We start from the raw sequence: 19,635 nt of genomic DNA, 5'->3' as shown, positions 1-19,635 counted from the left end.
TGGGGTGGGGGTTGGTCGTTTCTCGGGAACCGTATAGTGGACGCGGGCACGCACACCCCTCCAGGAGAGGGGGGTTGGTTGTTGAGGTTGTTGGCGGATTAGTACCGGTCAGCTGCAACCCTTACGGGTCTTCCACCTCCGGCCTATCAACCCGGTAGTCTTCCGGGCGCCTTCCCACCCCGCAGGGTGGTGGAGTCTTCATCTTGAAGCAGGCTTCCCGCTTAGATGCTTTCAGCGGTTATCCCTTCCGAACGTAGCCAACCAGCCGTGCTCCTGGCGGAACAACTGGCACACCAGAGGTTCGTCCGTCCCGGTCCTCTCGTACTAGGGACAGCCCTTCTCAAGACTCCTGCGCGCGCAGCGGATAGGGACCGAACTGTCTCACGACGTTCTAAACCCAGCTCGCGTACCGCTTTAATGGGCGAACAGCCCAACCCTTGGGACCAACTCCAGCCCCAGGATGCGACGAGCCGACATCGAGGTGCCAAACCATGCCGTCGATATGGACTCTTGGGCAAGATCAGCCTGTTATCCCCGGGGTACCTTTTATCCGTTGAGCGACCACGCTTCCACAAGCCATGGCCGGATCACTAGTTCCGACTTTCGTCCCTGCTCGACCTGTCAGTCTCACAGTCAAGCTCCCTTGTGCACTTGCACTCGACACCTGATTGCCAACCAGGCTGAGGGAACCTTTGAGCGCCTCCGTTACATTTTAGGAGGCAACCGCCCCAGTTAAACTACCCACCAGGCACTGTCCCTGATCCGGATCACGGACCGAGGTTAGATGCCCGAAGCGATCAGAGTGGTATTTCAACGATGACTCCACCCGACCTGGCGGCCGAGTTTCACAGTCTCCCACCTATCCTACACAAACCGCACCGAACACCAATACCAAGCTGTAGTAAAGGTCCCGGGGTCTTTCCGTCCTGCTGCGCGTAACGAGCATCTTTACTCGTAGTGCAATTTCGCCGAGTTCGCGGTCGAGACAGCGGAGAAGTCGTTACGCCATTCGTGCAGGTCGGAACTTACCCGACAAGGAATTTCGCTACCTTAGGATGGTTATAGTTACCACCGCCGTTTACTGGGGCTTAAATTCTGAGCTTCAACCCGCAAGGGGCCTGACTCGTCCTCTTAACCTTCCAGCACCGGGCAGGCGTCAGTCCGTATACATCGTCTTGCGACTTCGCACGGACCTGTGTTTTTAGTAAACAGTCGCTTCTCCCTGGTCTCTGCGGCCGTCCCCGCTGACCCCAGCATGTGGGGATCACGGGTCGGGCCCCCCTTCTCCCGAAGTTACGGGGGCATTTTGCCGAGTTCCTTGACCACGATTCGCTCGATCACCTTGGTATTCTCTACCTGACCACCTGAGTCGGTTTCGGGTACGGGCGGCTAGAACCTCGCGTCGAGGCTTTTCTTGGCAGCAGAGGATCACCGCGTTCCCACTTGCGTGGTCACCATCAGTTCTCACCCACACGCCCCGCGGATTTACCTACGAGGCAGGCTACGACCTTGGACGTGGACAACCATCGCCACGTGCGGCTACCTTCCTGCGTCACCCCTGTTAACACGCTTACCTACTACCGGATCAGGTCCCACGCCGCCCCATCAATGTCACCCGAAGGCAACGGCGATGGTTTGGGATGGTTAGTATCACCGGACTCGGTATGGGCGGTTCTTCGCCGGTAGGAGAATATCAACTCCTTGTCCATCGACTACGCCTGTCGGCCTCGCCTTAGGTCCCGACTTACCCAGGGCGGATAAACCTGGCCCTGGAACCCTTGGTCATTCGGTGGACGGGATTCACACCCGTCATTCGCTACTCATGCCTGCATTCTCACTCGCGTGGCCTCCACCCCTGGATCACTCCGGGACTTCAACGGCCACACGACGCTCCCCTACCCAACCACACCACTGACAGACCCGAAGGACTGTAATGTCTACGTGTGGTTGCCACGGCTTCGGCGGTGTGCTTGAGCCCCGCTACATTGTCGGCGCGGAATCACTTGACCAGTGAGCTATTACGCACTCTTTCAAGGGTGGCTGCTTCTAAGCCAACCTCCTGGTTGTCTGAGCAACTCCACATCCTTTCCCACTGAGCACACGCTTAGGGGCCTTAGCCGGCGATCTGGGCTGTTTCCCTCTCGACCCACGGAGCTTATCCCCCGCAGTCTCACTGCCACGCTCAACTTACCGGCATTCGGAGTTTGGCTGACGTCAGTAACCTTGTCGGGCCCATCGGCCATCCAGTAGCTCTACCTCCAGCAAGCAACACGTGACGCTGCACCTAAATGCATTTCGGGGAGAACCAGCTATCACGGAGTTTGATTGGCCTTTCACCCCTAACCACAGGTCATCCCCCAGGTTTTCAACCCTGGTGGGTTCGGGCCTCCACACCGTCTTACCGGCGCTTCACCCTGCCCATGGCTAGATCACCCCGCTTCGGGTCTAGACCCGGCGACTGGACCGCCCTATTCGGACTCGCTTTCGCTACGGCTACCCCACACGGGTTAACCTCGCCACCGAGCACTAACTCGCAGGCTCATTCTTCAAAAGGCACGCCATCACCCCTGCACAACCCCACAAGGAGGCGGGAGGCTCTGACGGATTGTAGGCACACGGTTTCAGGTACTATTTCACTCCCCTCCCGGGGTACTTTTCACCTTTCCCTCACGGTACTGGTCCGCTATCGGTCATCAGGGAGTATTTAGGCTTACCAAGTGGTCTTGGCAGATTCACACGAGATTTCACGGGCCCCGTGCTACTCGGGACAACCCCCACCAGGCCACACCATTTCACCTACGGGACTACCACCCTCTACGGTCCGGTATTCAACCCGGTTCGGCTATAGCGCAGCTTTCTCACTGATCGAGAGACTGTCAGATCCCTCCAGGGGCTCCCACTACCCCGCACACGCAACGTCTGACAACTTGACACGCGCACGGTTTAACCTCATCCGCTTTCGCTCACCACTACTCACAGAATATCTCTTCCTGCCGGTACTGAGATGTTTCACTTCCCGGCGTTCCCCCCTACACCCTATGAATTCAAGTGCAGGTACCCGAACATGACTTCGGGTAGGTTCCCCCATTCGGAAACCCTCGGATCACAGCTCGTCTGCCAGCTCCCCGAGGCTTATCGCAGGCTACAACGTCCTTCGTCGGCTCCTGATGCCAAGGCATCCACCCTGTGCCCTAAAAAACTTCAACAACACTACGCAGAACACACCAGCAGGCTCCTCACAACAAGAAACCCCTGGCATGTCCAGAGATGCTCGCGTCCACTATACAGTTCTCAAGCAACGAACGAACCCACCACACACCAGCGACCAACCCCAGCCAGCCCCTCGACCGACCACAGCGGTATCGCCGTCATGATGACCCGATCCTCGAAACCCCCGACCCACGGCCGGTTGCCTCAGGACCCAACAGTGTGCTTGGCAAACCCCTCACCCACCGAACCCGCGGATTCCAGCCCACCCACCCACCCTCACAAGAAGGCACGGCACGCAGACGTACTACCACAAGACCCGGAACAGGCCGAAGCTCTTCGTCAATGTTCCACCCATGAGCAACCACCCACGACACACTCGGCCGCGGCATGGCCCGAACCCCGAATCCAGGGTCCTGGACCCCACCCAGCCCGCACACGACAACCGTGCACGACAACCAGGCGAAGCCACAACGCTCCTTAGAAAGGAGGTGATCCAGCCGCACCTTCCGGTACGGCTACCTTGTTACGACTTAGTCCCAATCGCCAGTCCCACCTTCGACCACTCCCCCCCTTACGGGTTGGGCCGTGAGCTTCGGGTGTTACCAACTTTCGTGACTTGACGGGCGGTGTGTACAAGGCCCGGGAACGTATTCACCGCAGCGTTGCTGATCTGCGATTACTAGCGACTCCGACTTCACGGGGTCGAGTTGCAGACCCCGATCCGAACTGAGACCGGCTTTTAGGGATTCGCTCCACCTCACGATATCGCAACCCTCTGTACCGGCCATTGTAGCATGCGTGAAGCCCAAGACATAAGGGGCATGATGATTTGACGTCATCCCCACCTTCCTCCGAGTTGACCCCGGCAGTCTCCCATGAGTCCCCGGCATAACCCGCTGGCAACATGAGACAAGGGTTGCGCTCGTTGCGGGACTTAACCCAACATCTCACGACACGAGCTGACGACAACCATGCACCACCTGTACACCGACCTTACGGAAACCACATCTCTGCAGCTGTCCGGTGCATGTCAAGCCTTGGTAAGGTTCTTCGCGTTGCATCGAATTAATCCGCATGCTCCGCCGCTTGTGCGGGCCCCCGTCAATTCCTTTGAGTTTTAGCCTTGCGGCCGTACTCCCCAGGCGGGGCACTTAATGCGTTAGCTACGGCACAGAACAGGTGGAACCTGCCCCACACCTAGTGCCCAACGTTTACGGCATGGACTACCAGGGTATCTAATCCTGTTCGCTCCCCATGCTTTCGCTCCTCAGCGTCAGTAACGGCCCAGAGACCTGCCTTCGCCATCGGTGTTCCTCCTGATATCTGCGCATTCCACCGCTACACCAGGAATTCCAGTCTCCCCTACCGCACTCCAGCCTGCCCGTACCCGATGCCAGCCCGAGGTTGAGCCTCGGGTTTTCACACCAGACGCGACAGACCGCCTACGAGCTCTTTACGCCCAATAATTCCGGACAACGCTTGCGCCCTACGTATTACCGCGGCTGCTGGCACGTAGTTAGCCGGCGCTTCTTCTACAAGTACCGTCACCCGAAGGCTTCTTCCTTGTCGAAAGAGGTTTACAACCCGAAGGCCGTCATCCCTCACGCGGCGTCGCTGCATCAGGCTTTCGCCCATTGTGCAATATTCCCCACTGCTGCCTCCCGTAGGAGTCTGGGCCGTGTCTCAGTCCCAGTGTGGCCGGTCGCCCTCTCAGGCCGGCTACCCGTCGACGCCTTGGTAGGCCATCACCCCACCAACAAGCTGATAGGCCGCGAGCCCATCCCCCACCAAAAAATCTTTCCAACACCCGCCATGCGGCAGACACTGAATATCCGGTATTAGACCCCGTTTCCAAGGCTTATCCCGAAGAGGGGGGCAGGTTACTCACGTGTTACTCACCCGTTCGCCACTAATCCACCCCAGCAAGCTGGAGCTTCATCGTTCGACTTGCATGTGTTAAGCACGCCGCCAGCGTTCGTCCTGAGCCAGGATCAAACTCTCCGTAAAAGAAAACACTCTTCACAGAGCAATACTGATACTGGCCAGACCAAGCAAAACCGCTCGATCCGATCCAAAAACAATCCCCCCAAACGAGAGGACCATCAAACTGGCATTAACTATCAAGCACACTGTTGAGTTCTCAAACAACCGACGCACACATCCGGACCAAACCCACCGGCCTGACCCGCTCAGGGCGACTCGAAAAACTTACCAGGTTCCCGGCGACCTTTCCAAATCACCCTGGTCAATACGACTCAGGCGAATTCGTACAAGGCCCCGTACATTTCTGGTGTCCCGCTTCGCGCAGCACAGAGAACAGTGCTCTGTGACTTCGAAGTGGGAGTGTGTCGACTCTCCGAACCGGCCGGCTCTGCGCTTTCACGCTGCCGTCCGTGGCTTCAGGAGACAACTTCGCTACCCTACCAGAGCCAACCGGCCTTGCGCAACCACCTAGCGAAGGCGTTGCTCAGACTGACGACTTGGTGAGCCCCATCCGTCATCGAGGTGCACGAGGCACCTACGGAATCTTGAGTGAGTTCCCGCCCCGGGACCGGCCAGCCCGCGTGATCCGCGGTTCCTGTCCGTGCCTCCCTGCCGGGCGAACGACCTGTACATTACACACCCTGCGCCGCGGGCACAACCCGAGCTGTCATGTCCTGGATCACCTCGCCCTGCCGTCACTCCACCGTCACGGACTTGGCCAGGTTCCGTGGCCGGTCGACGTCGTGTCCGAGCGTCACCGCCGCGTGATACGCGAGCAGCTGGAGCGGGATGGTGAGGAGCAGGGGGTCCAGTTCCTTCTCGTTGCGCGGTACGTCGATCCGCTCGGCGGCGAGCTCTCCCAGGTCCACTCCCTCGTGGGTCACCACCACGAGCGGGCCGCCCCGGGCGGCGATCTCGTGGAGCGCGGCGAGGTTGCGGTCGGCCAGCTCGTCGTCGGGCAGGAGGGCGACCGTGGGCACCGCGGGAGAGATCAGTGCGAGCGGACCGTGCTTCAGCTCCGACATCTGATACGCCTCCGCGTGGCGGTAGCTGATCTCCTTGAGCTTCTGCGCGCCCTCCCGCGCCACCGGGTACCCGCGTACCCGGCCCACGAAGAACATGCTCTCCGCCGCTGCCAGGGTCTTCGCGACTCCCGTCAGACGGTCCCCACCGGCCAGCACCTGCTCGATCTGTCCCGGCAACCGCAGCAGCCCCGCGACCAGCCGCTTGCCGTCCGCCACGGACAGGTCGCGCACGCGTCCGAGCTGAAGGGCGAGCAGCGCGAAGCCGACGAACATCGTCGTCACGGCCTTCGTGGACGCCACCGCCGTCTCGGGCCCGGCATGCAGGTAGATCCCGCCGTCGCAGGCCCGTGCGATCGCGGAGCCGACCACGTTCACGAGGCCTACCACCCGCCCGCCCTTGCGGCGGATCTCCTCCACGGCGAGCAGCGTGTCGACCGTCTCCCCGGACTGGCTCACCGCCACGTACAACGTGTCGGGGTCGATGACGGCGTCGCGGTACCGGAACTCGCTGGCCGCCTCGGCGTCGGCGGGCACACGCGCCAGTTCCTCGATGAGCTGCGCGCCCATCTGGCCGGCGTAGTACGCGGAGCCGCAACCCAGGATCTTGACCCGCTGCACCGCGCGCAGTTCCCGGGGATCCATCCCGAGCCCGCCGAGGTGCGCCGTGCCGAACCGCTCGTCCAGTCGTCCGCGCAGTGTGCGCTCCACGCTCGCCGGCTGCTCGAGCATCTCCGTGTACATCCGAGGGTGCGCACCGGTGGCTCCGTGCTCGTACGCGCTGGGATCGACGTCGACCTGATGCGCGGCCGTGTCCGTACGGCTCAGGTCCGCCCGGAACGTCGTGAAGCCCGAACTGGTGACCGTCGCCAGCTCGCCGTCGTCCAGATGCGCGACCGTGGTGGTGTGCCGCACCAGCGCGGCCAGGTCCGAGGCGACGAACATCTCCTTCTCACCCACGCCGACCAGCAGCGGGCTGCCGTGACGTGCCACCACGACACGGTCCGGGAAGTCCGCGTGGACGACGGCGAGCCCGTACGTGCCCTCGACGACCGCCAGCGCCTCGACCACCTTGCCCTCGAGCGTCTCCGCCGTGGACCGCCCCACCAGGTGCGCGATCACCTCCGTGTCGGTGTCGCTGGCCAGTTCCACCCCGTCCGCCTCGAGGCGCCGCCGCAGGGCGGCGGCGTTGTCGAGGATGCCGTTGTGCACCACCGCGACGGTGCCGGCCGCGTCGGTGTGCGGATGGGCGTTCCGGTCCGACGCCGGCCCGTGGGTGGCCCAGCGCGTGTGCCCGATCCCGGTACGGCCGGCCAGCCGCTTCGGCAACGCGTCGGCCAACTGGCCGACGCGCCCGGCCCGCTTGACGACGCGCATCCTGGAGCCGACGACGGCCACCCCCGCCGAGTCGTAGCCGCGATGCTCGAGCCGCGCGAGCCCTTCGACCAGCAGCGGCGCGGCCTGCTGCCCGCCCACGTATCCCACGATCCCACACATGATCTCGCTCCTCGTTCTCTCCGGGTGCCCACCGGTCGGTTCAGGTCTCGCACGCGGGCCGGCGGCCCGCCCCGGCTCAGCCGTAGATCATCCGGCGCAGCTGGCGTTCGCTCAGCTCCGGCGCCGCCACGGGACGTCGCGACAGTTCCGCGGCCAGCCGCGCGAAGATCTCCGGGTTCTTCGCGCCGTAGGTCTTCAGCTCGGCATGCCGCCGTCGTACGACGTCCTCGACCGGTTCCGCGTAGTAGGCGACCACGTCCCCGATCACGCGCCGTGCCTCGGCCGGGGTCAGCCCGGTGGTGGCCACCAGGTGGCGGACGAGGTCGGATGACGGCTCCATGCCGGAGACCCTGCCACCTCGGAGGCGCTGAACGCCAGTTCCTGCCCGGATTCGGGCAAGAACTGGCGACTTCGAGGCTTCCGGGCTCAGGTCTGGTCGTAGTGCCCCGCGGCGATGTCCTCCAGGAGCGTCGGCCCCTCGGGCTTCCAGCCGAGCAGGTCGCGAGTGAGCTCGCTCGAAGTCGGGGCGTCGACACCGAGGAAGCCGCCCACGAACGGGATCGTCTCGGCCAGTTCCTCCGGCGGCACGGACCGCGTGGGCAGGCCCAGCCGCTCCGCGAGCGCCTCGATGATGTCCCGCACGGGCACGCCCTCCTCCGCGACGGCGTGGAGCCGGGCCCCGGCCGGAGCCTCCTCCAGGCCGAGGCGGACGAGCCGCGCGGCATCGGACCGGTGCACCGCGGGCCAGCGGTTGGCGCCGTCGGCGGGGTACGCGGCTTCGCCGCGGCGCCGGAAGGCCCCGGCCGTGACGGCAACGAAGCCGTGGTCGCCCTGGCCGTGCACGGTGGGTGCGAACCGCGCGCTGCTGACACGGACGCCGCGGCCGGCGTACTCGAGGGCGAGGTTCTCCGCCCCGCCACGGGGTGAGTCGGGGCCGACGGCGGGGTTGGGGTCGCGCTCGGTGGCGAGCCGGCCCGTCGCGAGGCCCGCGACGCCGGATGCCAGTACGAAGGGCCGGCCGGAGCCGGCGAGTGCCTCGCTGATGGTGTGGACGGCGGCCCGTTCGGCGCGGTTGGAGGCCGCGACGTCGGTCCAGTCGTGCTTGTTCGCGAGGTGGATCACGCCGTCGGCCGCGGCAGCGCCGGCGCGAAGGCCGTCCAGATCGTCGAGGTCGCCGCGAAGGGCACGGGCGCCGAGTTCCCGGACGACGGCGGCCGAGGCGTCGGAGCGGGCGAGCCCGTCGACGTCGTGCCCGGCGCCGACGAGTTCGGCGACGACGGCGCGGCCGATGAATCCGGATGCTCCGGTGACGAAAACGCGCACGGTGGCGCTCCCTTCCTGGGGATCTGGTGCTACGAAGTCAGTTTCTGACATCAATCAGCCTAGCACTGATGTCAGAACCTGACATCACGGGCGGGGTGCCACTACGATGCGAGGCATGGCGCGTTGGAGACCGGGATCGACCGGGCGGCTGCAGCAGGCGGCGATCGAGCTGTTCACCGAGAACGGGTACGACGCCACCACGGTGGCCGACATCGCCGAGCGCGCCGGCGTGACCGAGCGCACCTTCTTCCGGCACTACGGCGACAAGCGCGAGGTGCTGTTCGCCGGACAGCAGGAGTTCCAGGCGAGCTTCGTCGGCGCGATCGCGGACGCCCCACCCGGCACGACCGCGATGGACCTCGCCGCGCGGGCGCTCGACGCCGCGTGCCACGCGCTGCAGGAGGCACGCGGGCGGGATCGCGCCCGCGCCCGGTACGCGGTCATCACCGCGCACGCCGCGCTCCAGGAACGCGAGCAACTCAAGCTGGCCGTGCTCGCACGGGCCGTCACCGGGGCCCTTTCCGCGCACGGAATTCCTGACCTCCGCGCCCGCCTCGCGGGCGATCTCGTCGTCTCCGTCTTCTCCACGGCGTTCGAACGGTGGATCGCTCCCGGGACGACGCGCGACCTGGTGGACCTGCAGCACGAGGCGCTCGCCGAGCTCGCGGATCTTGCCGGCACCGTCACCGCGGCCTGAGAGGGTCCCGGCCCTGCGCTGCCCGCCGGGCAGCGCGGCCGTGGAGGACGTGATGCCGCCGCCCAGGCTCCGGCGGACGGCGGCACCACCTGTCGCTCCGGGTCACTCCGCGGCGGCGACCGCCAGGGTCTTCTTGCCCCGACGCAGCACCGCGAACCGCCCGTGCAGGAGGTCCTCGGTCGTGAGCGCCTGATCCTCGGCGGTCACCTTGACGTTGTTCACGTAGGCGCCGCCCTCCTTCACCGCTCGCCGCGCCTCGCCCTTGGAGGCGACGATCCCCGACCCGGCGAGCAGATCGACGACGAGATCCCCGGCCTTCGCCGTCACCCGCGGCAGCTCACCCACGGCGCCGGCGAGCGTACGCTCGTCCAGCCCGGTCAGTTCGCCACGCCCGAACAGTGCCTGGCTGGCCGCGATGACGGCCTCGGTCGCGGCCGCGCCGTGCACCAGGGTGGTGACGTCGCCCGCCAGCGCCCGCTGCGCCTCGCGGGCGAACGGCCGTTCCTCCACCGCTCGCTCCAGGGCGGCGATCTCCTCCTGGTCGCGGAACGTGAACACCTTGAGGTAGTTCACGACGTCGGCGTCCGCCTGGTTGAGCCAGAACTGGTAGAAGGCGTAGGGACTCGTCATGTCGGGGTCGAGCCAGACCGACCCGCCCTCGGACTTGCCGAACTTGGTGCCGTCGGCCTTGGTGATGAGCGGCGTCGTGAGGGCGTGCGCGGAGACGCCCTCGGACTTGCGGAGAAGCTCCACGCCGGCCAGCAGGTTGCCCCACTGGTCGTTCCCGCCGAGCTGGAGCGTGATCCCGTGCCGGCCGTGCAGTTCCCGGTAGTCCATGCCCTGAAGCACCTGGTAGCTGAACTCGGTGTAGCTGATGCCCTCCTCCGAGTTGAGGCGGCGAGCCACGATCTCCTTGGACAGCATGGTGCCCATCCGGAAGTACTTGCCGATGTCCCGCAGGAACTCGATCGCGCTCATGGGTGCGGTCCAGTCCAGGTTGTTCACCATGGTGGCGCCGTTCTCACCGCCGAAGTCGAGGAACGGCTCGATCTGCGAGCGGATCTTGTCGACCCAGCCGGCGACGACGTCGGGCGAGTTGAGGACGCGCTCACCGGAGTCGCGGGGGTCGCCGATGAGGCCGGTCGCACCGCCGACGAGCAGGTAGGGCTTGTGCCCGGCGTCCTGCAGGCGCCTCGCGGTGAGGATCTGCACGAGATTGCCGATGTGCAGGCTCGGCGCCGTCGGGTCGAAACCCACGTAATACGAGACCGTGCCCTCGGACAGCGCAGTTCGCAGCGCGGCCTCGTCGGTGGTCTGCGCCACCAGGCCTCGCCAGTGCAGCTCGTCGAGCACGTCGGTCGTCACTTCTACTCCTCGGATTCGGTTCGCCGCGATCCGTGCGGATGGCGGGATGGTTTCACAGGGCTTCCGTCCCGGGGGCGGTCCCTGCCGGCCACAGCCCCTAGTCTGCCCGACGCCGCGCGGCGGCCTGCCCCGATCTCGTGCGGTGGCCGGCCGTACCGGTGAGCCATGATGATCTCCGGCAACGGGTTCGCCATGGGCCGATGAGTTCCGGTGGGAGTCGTCGTCGAACAGGACATGAGCGTGAACGTGAGTGAGACCACCGGGCCGGCGCCCGAGCCGGCCACCGGGCCGCGGACCGGGCCGCCGATGCCCGGCTGGAAGAGGAACGTCGCTCTGTTCCTGGTCGGGCAGACCATCTCCCTGCTCGGCTCCATGATCGTGATGTTCGCGGTCATGTGGCACCTGACGATCGAGACCCGGTCGGGCTCGGTGCTGATGCTGAGCATCGTGTTCGGCATGCTGCCGCAGGCATTCGTGTCGGTCTTCGGCGGCGTGTGGGCCGACCGGCACCATCGCAAGCTCCTCATCATGGGGTCGGACACGGTGATCGCGCTCGCGACGCTGGGTCTGGCCCTGCTGATGTTGTCGGGCGTCGACTCGCTCTGGGTGATCTACGCGGCGCTGGCCGTGCGGTCGGTCTTCGCGGGTATCCAGACACCGGCGGTCAGCGCGATGATCCCGCAGATCACACCGCCTGATCAGCTGATGCGGGTGAACGGTATGTTCCAGTCGGTCCAGTCCGGGATGATGCTCGTCGCCCCGGCCGCGGCGGCCGCCGTCTACGCCAACTTCGACATCGTGACGGTGTTCTTCCTGGACGTCGCCACGGCCCTGGTGGGTGTCGGCATGCTCGCGCTGGTCGCGGTGCCGCAGCTGGTGCGGTCCGACGACGGGCCGGTCTCCTACTTCGGGGATCTGGCCGCCGGGGTCCGGTACATCCGGGCGCACTCGCCCATCCGCTGGCTCATGATCCTGTTCGCGCTCACGATGTTCCTCGTCGGGGCGCCGAGCTACCTCACGCCGCTCATGGTGACCCGCACGTTCGGCGACGAGGTGTGGAAGCTGACCGCCAACGAACTGTTCTGGGGCTGCGGCATGCTCCTGGGCGGCCTGGTGATGGCCGCGGTCGGCCCACGCATCAAGCGCCGGGTGAGGCTCCTGGTCGGTTCGGTGCTCGCCACGGGTGCGCTCGTCTTCGGCCTGGGCATCTCGACCAACATGTGGGTGTTCTTCGTGATCGGCCTGCTGATCGGTGTCATGTTCGCCGCCCAGAGCACGCCGTCGATGACCATCATCCAGGAGCGCGTGGAGCCCGAGATGCAGGGTCGCGTGTTCGGGTTCGTGGGGATCGTCATGACGGTCGCGATGCCCCTGTCGATGGTGGTGTTCGGCCCGCTGGCCGACCGGTTCTCCGTGGAGTCGCTGCTCGTCGTGGCCGGGCTGCTGCTGTTCGTCGTGGTCGGGGCGATCCTCGCCGTGCCCGCCGCGCGCCGGTCGCTGGCACGGATCGACGTGGCGCCCGACGACGCGCAGGACGCCGGCGACACCGACGGGCACTCGCCGACCGGCCCGGGGCAGGCGCGGGAAGACGCTTCCGAAGCGGTGCACCCTGCCGTGGGCTGACCCGCCCCTCATCCGCCCAGGATCAGGCCCACCGCGACCGTCACCATGATCACGGCGATCACCCCGTCCAGCACCCGCCAGGCGATCGGCCGCGCGAGCACGGCGGACAGACGTGCCGCACCGAAGCCGATCGCCGCGAACCAGGCCCAGCTCGCGCACACCGCGCCCACGGCGAACCACCACCGCTGGTCACCGTACGTGGAACCGATGCCGCCCATCAGCACCAGCGTGTCGAGGTAGACGTGCGGGTTCAGCCAGGTCAGGGCGAGCGCCGTACCGGCCACCGCGATCCGGCGAGCCGCCGGCGCCCGGACGGCGAGGCGGGTCGCACCGCCTGCCACGGCTCCCGCCGCCGGCGCCGGGGCAGACGCCGCGGAGCCGCCGTCCCGCATCGGCAGTGCCGCGGAACCCCGGACCGCACGGACGGCCGCCAGCACGCCGTAGCCGAGCACGACCGCGGCGCCCGACCAGCGCATGAGCTCCACCAGCCACGGGACCGTCTGGATCGCGCCGCCCATACCGCCCACCCCGGCCGTGATCAGCACCGTGTCCGACGCCGCGCACAGCACCACGACCAGTCCGACGTGATCACGCAGTGCGCCCTGACGCAGGACGTACGCGTTCTGCGGACCGATGGCGACGATGAGCGAGAGACCGAACCCGAGGCCGGCGAGAAGTGCTGCGGTCATGTCGTCCAGCCAACCCTCGCAGCACGATGAAGTCCAGCGAACGTTCCTGACGTCGGTGAAGCAGCTCTTCATCTGGCCTAGACTCCCGGCATGCGCTGGGATTCCGCACAGCTCGAGGCCCTGGCCGCCGTCGTCGGCGAGGGGTCGTTCGAGGGCGCCGCCCGGGTGCTGCACGTGACACCGTCGGCGGTGAGCCAGCGCATCCGCGCGCTGGAGAACGCCGCAGGCGGGGTCCTCGTACGACGCACGAGGCCCGTGACGCCGACCGTGCCGGGCCGGACGTTGCTGCGCCTGGCCCGACAGTCGGACCTGCTCGCCGCGGAGGCGGCGGCCGAACTGCACGCCGCCGGCCTCGGGCCGGACCTCGACGGGGCCGACGGCGGGCGCCGGGCGCCACGGCCCGTCAGCGTCCCCATCGCCATCAACGCCGACTCGCTCGCCACCTGGGTACTGCCCGCGCTGGCCCGCGTGCCCGGTGTCGTGCTCGACATCTACCGAGAGGACCAGGAGCGCACGGTCGACCTGCTGCCCCAGGGCATCGTCATGGCGGCGATCACGGCGCAGGCGGAGCCCGTCCAGGGATGTACGTCGCGGCCGCTCGGCGTGATGCCGTACCGGGCGATGGCCACACCGGCCGTTCTCGAGCGCTGGTTCCCGGCGGGCGTCACCGCCGATGCCTTGTCGCGCGCCCCGATGCTCGTGTTCGACCGGCACGACGACCTGCAGGACCAGTGGCTGCGGGAGTACTCGGCGCGGACCGGCTCCGCTCTGCCGGCTCCCCCGCGCACGTATGTGCCCAGCACCCCCGAGTACCTGGAGGCCCTCCGGCTCGGACTGGGCTGGGGCATGGTGCAGGACCTGCGCACCGGTCCGGTGCTGTCCGGGGGCGACGTCGTCCCCCTGGACCCCGCCGCACCGTCCGTCGACGTGCGGCTGTACCTGCAGCAGTGGCGGCTGCGCTCGACGACGCTCGACGCCGTCTCGGACGCGCTGCTGACCGAGGCACGGCGACAGCTCGTGCAGGAGCACTGAGAGTCCGGGCGGCGCCGGGGTGGCCGGTCCTGCAGCAGACCTGCCACCCCGGCGGCGACCTCGGGCGTGGTCACTCCACCGCGGCGGCGCCCAGGTCCGGATGGTCGGTGAAGAAGCCGTCCATCCCCGCGTCGAGGAACGCGTCGATCTCGGCGTCCAGGTCACCCGGCTCCGTGGGGTCGTCGGAGGAGCGCAGGTCCGTGGGCAGGAACTGGTTCTCGGCCCGGAACGTCCAGCCGTGGACGTCGAGGCCCGCGGCGTGGGCGTCGCCGATGACCGGCGTGGGGCCCGCGAGGCGGCCGTCGTCGTCCCGCGGGATCAGGACGCCCTTCGACGCGCCGATGCCGTCGGCGTACCGGGCGATGTCGGCCAGGCCCTCCGGCGTCACGAGGTCCGCGTAGGTGCGCTCGTCGCCGGCGGCGACGAGATCGTACGGGGCGCCCGACCCGGCGATGAGCTGCGCGAGCCGCACGTCGGTCGTGCGGGAGAGCTCGATCAGGTTCCCCACCTCGAACGACTGGATGACGACCGGAGCACGGGAGCCGGCGAAGCCGTTCCGGCGCAGCTCGGCCACGAGCGGTTCTTCGAGGGACAGGCCCACGGAGTCGAAGTACGTGGGGTGCTTCGTCTCCGGGTAGACGCCCACCGGCGCGCCGTCGCAGGTGCGGCTGTTGCGGGCGAGGTCGAGCACCTCGTCCAGGGTCGGGACCTGGTACAGGCCGTCGAAGGCCGTGTTGCCCGGACGGTCCTGCGGCAGGCGCTCGGTGGCGCGAAGCGTGCGCAGCTCGGCGAGCGTGAAGTCCTCCGTGAACCAGCCGGTGATCTCACTCCCGTCGATCGTCTTGGTGGTGCGCCGGTCGGCGAACTCGGGACGGTCGGCGACGTCCGTCGTACCGCTGATCTCGTTCTCGTGCCGGGCCACCAGCACGCCGTCGGACGTCGGGACCAGATCCGGCTCGATGTAGTCCGCGCACTGCAGGATCGCCTGCTCGTAGGCGGCGAGAGTGTGCTCCGGGCGATAGCCCGAGGCGCCACGGTGACCGACGACGGTGACGCCGTCGTCCGTCACGCGCTCACGCCTCAGGTCGACCAGCGCCATCTCGGTGTCGTCCGGCACGCCCGGTACACGCGCGTCGTTGGACGGATAGTTGTTGTCGTTGCCGATGAGCAAGGTGTCGCGGTCGACGAACAGGACCGTCTCGAACGACTGCACCGGCAGGCCGAACGTCTCCCCCAGGCCGTAGCCCTCACCGGCGTCGATGCCGCGCGGATTGGCGATACCCAGCGCGTCGAGCACGAGCTCCTTGCGCACGAACCCGTCACGGCCCCGTGTGCGCAGGTCGACCTCGTAGACGCGTTTGACCACGGACGCCGCGCCCTGGAAGTCGTCGCGCTCGAGCAGGAGCATCGTGTGCCGCCCGGTCATGAACGCGTCACCGATGACGTCGGCCTCCCGGTCGGTCTCGTACGCCCAGCGCCGATCGGTGTACTCGCCGGTGCGGGTGTCGAACTGGTGGATCCAGCGGCGGCGCCGCTCGTCGTCGCCGGCCAGCGCCCCCTCGACCACCGGGTACAGGTAGCGGCCACCGCGGCTCGACGCCATGGCCTCGAAACCACGCGACGCGGCGACGTCCGGCGTCTCGCCCTCGGCCAGGTACGGGTTCTGCGGCGAGCGCCCGCCCGGGAACTCGACCGGCGGCTCCAGCAGCGTGCCGTCGGCGGCGAAGTGCAGGAGGAACGGGCCGAACTCGTCACCCACCCAGAGTGTGCCGTCGGCGGCTCGGACCACGGACTCGATGTCGAAGTCGGCACCCGTGAGCAGGCGCTCCCGCGTGTCCCCGCGGACGATCTCGAAGTCCAGGACGTGGTTCGCGTCGTTGTACGTGATGTGGTCGAGGATCTCGATCTCTCCGGAACCGGAGCGTCCGGTGTCCCAGTCCGGCCGCACCAGGTAGTTGCGCAGCAGGAAGTCGGAGGAGTTGCCCTTCGCCCCGAACCCGTTGTCCGGCTGGGCCCAGAACGTCCCGTCGCCGTTGTCGATCATCGCGGAGAACCCCGGGATGACCTGCCCCGGCCACGGTCCCTGACGGCCGTTGGCGGCGGCCGCCTCGGCACCCGACGGCGGACCCTCGGCCAGATGGTCCGCCGAGAGGGTCGCCCGGCCGGCCAGCGTCGCCGTCAGATGGGTGCCCTTGCGCGGCCCGTCGTGGCCGGGCCGGCCCCCGGCCGCGTGCGCGGCGGTGGCGAGCGGCAGCGTGACCGCCACGGCGCACGCGGCCGCGCCGGCACGCAGGAGTACGGATCGTCGTGTCGTCCTCATGTCCACGAGCCAAGGACACCCGGACGACATCGGCGTGTACCGGACGCGACCGTGTCATGAACTCTGGTCGAGCCCGGCAGGACCACGGGCGGACGTGCCGGCCGGCACCATCGCGCCACGTCGGTCCGTGGGCCGGGCTCACCCGGACAGTGCACGGGACAGCGCGTGAGCACGCGGCCCTGCCACGGCGGCCGGCGCCACGTCATGTGGTCCGCTTCCGGCCTGGAGCCGGCGTCGCGGCCGTACGACTGCGTCTCGGGGCCGCCGGCCGGTAGTCACTGACCGTGGGCTCACCGGCGAGCCAGAAGCGCCAGGGGAACAGGTCCGCGCGCCCTCCTTCCCCCGACACGCCGACGCGGGGACCGGTCCGGACACCGACGGGCCCGTGGCCCTGCGTCGTCTCCTCGGGCGACGGCCATCCGGGCCGCGGCTCCAACGTCATCCGGCCCTCCGGTTCCATGACGTCGGCGCCGTCGTCGGACCTGTCGATCCCCAGCGCCACGGTCAGCCGGGCCGGGCCGCGCGCCAGGTCCCGGTCGGTCCGCACCACGCCCGACGCGGCCCGGCGCTCGCGGGCGAGCTCCACGCCGCCGGTCACCTCGGCAGCACGCAGCAGCACACCGGACGGCCTGCCCTCGGGCCCGCACACGATGTTGGCGCAGTGGTGCAGGCCCAGGTGCCGGTAGACGTACAGGTGGCCGCCCGGGCCGAACATCGTCGCGTTGCGCGCGGTACGGCCGCGGTAGGCGTGCGAGCCGGGGTCGAACTCGCCGTCGTACGCCTCGACCTCGGTGAGTCGCACGGTGACGGCGCCCCCCGGCCCGCGGACGGTCAGCTGGGCCCCGAGAAGATCACGGGCGACGGCAAGGACGGACCGGTCGAAGAACTCACGCACGGAAGTGATTCTCTCGTGCGGCGGACAGGACCGCGCAGACGGGCTCGTCGAGTGGCTGGTCCGTCGCCGGGTGGTCGGGCCGGGAGCCTGCGGTCTCTCAGGCGAACCCGAACACCGGCGGGAAGACCACCGTCACGACCAGTGCCCACACCCCGTAGACCGGCAGGTACCTGGTCTGCCAGCGTTCCGTCGCCACGAAGGTTCTGCTGCCGCGCACGAACCCGAGGGTGAGCCGGCCCGCCCAGGCGAGATGGACGAGCAGGATCAGGTTGAGGCCCAGGGCCGCCACCTTGTTCGCGGTGAAGCCGAACTCCGCGATGCGGACCAGCATCGCGGTCAGGGCGACCGCGTCGACCGCGAGCGCCGCGCCGACGAGCACGAGCTGGAGCCAGTCGAAGATCCCGGGCGGCGCGAGGGGGTCGCGGGCGGAGATCGAGTACAGCAACAGGAAGAGCACGAGCAGCAGCACGGCGTCCATGAGGATGAGGAGTTCGCGGTCGACGGCGTCGAACGGTCCGCCGGCCAGCAGCGCCACGAACATCGCGAGGAGCATGAGGGCCGCGAGCGGTGTGAACACGCGGGCGAGGACGGGAGCGATGTTCTCGACGACGCTCTTCTTCGCCTCGACGAGCCAGGCGGCGACCATGAGGGCACCGGGGAGGGCGAACGGCAGGAGCCAGTCCTCGATGAAGGGTTCGAAGTCGACGCCGACCAGGCTGAGCACGCCGGCGGTCAGGCCGACGAGCAGCATGCCGCCGAGCTGGATGAGTGCGAGGTAGACGAGGAGCTCGCCGGTGAAGCGGACGTAGTCCATGCGGCGCGCGTCCGACCTCCACGAGCCGGCCGCGTAGACGACGCCGACGAGGAGCCACAGGACGATGGGCGCGTGCAGGCCCGCGAGGACGACGGTCATGCCGGGTTCCGGATAGGGGTCGGCCGGGTTCCCGAGGTCGAACGGGTACAGGTTGACGATCAGGGCCAGTGCGGCGGTCGCGGCCAGGAGGACGGATGCCGTACGGAGCGGGAGGGCGCGCTTCCAGGCGAGGTATCCGGCGAGGAAGGGCAGAACGAGGAAGGGGCCGTTGAGCAGGAGGGTCGTCTCCTCCGTGACGTTCGCCAGGAGGATCTTCAGGGCGATGCCGGCGGCGATCGCCAGTGAGAGGAGGACGGCGAGGTCGCGGAATCTGCCGAGCCCGCGCCCAGGGGCCTGGCCGGCCGGCGCGTCGGGGAAGAGCACGAGCTGCTTCCAGAGTCTGTCCGAGTGCTCCCGGGCGAACTCGCGGGAGACGTCGTCCAGGTTGCCCATGCGTTTGACCGCGACGAGGAACGCCTCGTCGTCGTCCAGGCCGCCCGCATTCAGGTCCGCGACCTGTTCGCGCAGGTGGTCCTCCATCTCCTCGATGTCGGGCGCGGCGATGGCGCGCCGGCGCCGCACGAAGCCGCGCCACTGGTCGATCTGGGCCTCGAGGCCCGTGTGATCCGGGGTGCTCTGTGTGGTGTTCCGCGGGGTCTCGCTCATCAGGCCCACCCCTCCGCGGTCCGGGGGCCGGCGAGTCCGGTGGCGCCGTCGGCCAGGTCCCGCCACACCTTCTCGAGGGCTTCGGCGACGACGCTCCACTGCTCCTGACGTTCGGCGAGGGCGGCTCGTCCGGCCGGGGTGATGGCGTAGTGCTTGCGTCGGCGGCCGTTGTCGGCCGTGCCCCAGGTCGCCTCGATGAGTTCCTGCCTCTCCAGGCGGTGGAGCAGGGGGTAGAGCATGCCGTCGGTCCACTGCATGCGGCCTCCGGAGAGTTCGGTGACGCGTTTGAGGATCGCGTATCCGTACGACTCGCCGTCGGCGAGGATGCCGAGGACGAGCGGGGTCGCCGACGCCGCGACCAGGTCCTTGTCGATGTGCACTCAGGATCTCCAATGCCTAGGACTGCTAGGGCTTCGAACCCTAGCAGAGCAAGGCATTGTTGATCTAGGTGTTGGGTCGG

Annotated in this window: 12 protein-coding genes and 2 rRNA genes; 3 read left to right on the top strand and 11 right to left on the bottom strand. The window is 67.6% G+C overall.

Going from position 1 to position 19,635, the window contains the following annotated elements; translation table 11 throughout:
* Positions 1-78 precede the first annotated feature (78 nt).
* The 5 genes from J0911_RS03845 to J0911_RS03825 all read right to left on the bottom strand — a co-directional run bounded on the left by J0911_RS03845 (position 79) and on the right by J0911_RS03825 (position 9,035).
* Positions 79-3,206 (bottom strand): 23S ribosomal RNA (locus J0911_RS03845).
* A gap of 485 nt (positions 3,207-3,691) precedes the next feature.
* Positions 3,692-5,217, bottom strand: a 16S ribosomal RNA gene (locus tag J0911_RS03840).
* The 16S and 23S rRNA genes sit together here, the layout of an rRNA operon.
* Before the next feature lie 671 nt (positions 5,218-5,888).
* The gene (gene glmS, locus J0911_RS03835) at positions 5,889-7,712 is read right to left on the bottom strand and encodes a glutamine--fructose-6-phosphate transaminase (isomerizing) (RefSeq protein ID WP_207274145.1); all 1,824 of its coding nucleotides are present in this window, start codon (positions 7,710-7,712) and stop codon (positions 5,889-5,891) included.
* A 76-nt stretch (positions 7,713-7,788) separates the two neighbouring features.
* Complete coding sequence (locus tag J0911_RS03830) at positions 7,789-8,052, bottom strand: hypothetical protein (protein ID WP_207274144.1); 264 nt, start codon at positions 8,050-8,052, stop codon at positions 7,789-7,791.
* An 86-nt stretch (positions 8,053-8,138) separates the two neighbouring features.
* The gene (locus J0911_RS03825; protein ID WP_207274143.1) at positions 8,139-9,035 is read right to left on the bottom strand and encodes an SDR family oxidoreductase; all 897 of its coding nucleotides are present in this window, start codon (positions 9,033-9,035) and stop codon (positions 8,139-8,141) included.
* Between the two features lie 115 nt (positions 9,036-9,150).
* Between J0911_RS03825 and J0911_RS03820 the strand changes: the two genes are divergently transcribed.
* Positions 9,151-9,732: a TetR/AcrR family transcriptional regulator gene (locus tag J0911_RS03820; RefSeq protein ID WP_242636255.1), complete on the top strand. Its 582-nt coding sequence runs from the start codon at positions 9,151-9,153 to the stop codon at positions 9,730-9,732.
* Positions 9,733-9,834: 102 nt separating this feature from the next.
* Here the strand turns inward: J0911_RS03820 and tyrS are convergent, their stop codons facing one another.
* Complete coding sequence (tyrS, locus tag J0911_RS03815) at positions 9,835-11,097, bottom strand: tyrosine--tRNA ligase (protein ID WP_207274141.1); 1,263 nt, start codon at positions 11,095-11,097, stop codon at positions 9,835-9,837.
* Between the two features lie 246 nt (positions 11,098-11,343).
* Here tyrS and J0911_RS03810 point away from each other — a divergent pair, with 246 nt between their 5' ends.
* Positions 11,344-12,720 carry an MFS transporter gene (locus tag J0911_RS03810; RefSeq protein ID WP_307864897.1) on the top strand — a complete coding sequence of 459 codons (1,377 nt, stop codon included), beginning with the start codon at positions 11,344-11,346 and terminating at the stop codon, positions 12,718-12,720.
* Positions 12,721-12,728: 8 nt separating this feature from the next.
* Here J0911_RS03810 and J0911_RS03805 read toward each other — a convergent pair whose 3' ends face one another.
* Positions 12,729-13,409: a LysE/ArgO family amino acid transporter gene (locus J0911_RS03805; protein ID WP_207274140.1), complete on the bottom strand. Its 681-nt coding sequence runs from the start codon at positions 13,407-13,409 to the stop codon at positions 12,729-12,731.
* Between the two features lie 90 nt (positions 13,410-13,499).
* Between J0911_RS03805 and J0911_RS03800 the strand changes: the two genes are divergently transcribed.
* A complete protein-coding gene (locus J0911_RS03800) occupies positions 13,500-14,441 on the top strand; it encodes a LysR family transcriptional regulator ArgP (protein WP_207274139.1) in 942 nt (313 codons plus the stop codon).
* Between the two features lie 70 nt (positions 14,442-14,511).
* Here the strand turns inward: J0911_RS03800 and J0911_RS03795 are convergent, their stop codons facing one another.
* The 4 genes from J0911_RS03795 to J0911_RS03780 all read right to left on the bottom strand — a co-directional run bounded on the left by J0911_RS03795 (position 14,512) and on the right by J0911_RS03780 (position 19,555).
* Entirely contained in the window at positions 14,512-16,761 is a 2,250-nt protein-coding gene (locus J0911_RS03795; RefSeq protein ID WP_207274138.1) for an esterase-like activity of phytase family protein, read from the bottom strand.
* A 202-nt stretch (positions 16,762-16,963) separates the two neighbouring features.
* Positions 16,964-17,656 (bottom strand): DNA-3-methyladenine glycosylase, encoded by a 693-nt coding sequence (locus J0911_RS03790; RefSeq protein ID WP_307864896.1) that lies wholly within the window; start codon positions 17,654-17,656, stop codon positions 16,964-16,966.
* 97 nt (positions 17,657-17,753) lie between these two features.
* On the bottom strand, positions 17,754-19,175 hold the full coding sequence (locus tag J0911_RS03785; protein WP_207274137.1) for a permease prefix domain 1-containing protein: 1,422 nt from the start codon (positions 19,173-19,175) through the stop codon (positions 17,754-17,756).
* Positions 19,175-19,555, bottom strand: a complete 381-nt coding sequence (locus J0911_RS03780) for a PadR family transcriptional regulator (RefSeq protein ID WP_207274136.1) — start codon at positions 19,553-19,555, stop codon at positions 19,175-19,177. The genes J0911_RS03785 and J0911_RS03780 overlap by 1 nt, the downstream gene beginning before the upstream one ends.
* Positions 19,556-19,635 lie beyond the last annotated feature (80 nt).

It is taken from the genome of Myceligenerans salitolerans (assembly GCF_017349295.1).
Lineage (GTDB): Bacteria > Actinomycetota > Actinomycetes > Actinomycetales > Cellulomonadaceae > Myceligenerans > Myceligenerans salitolerans.
The sequence above is the reverse complement of the archived record's forward strand: the minus strand, read 5'-3'. Positions and strand labels throughout refer to the sequence as shown.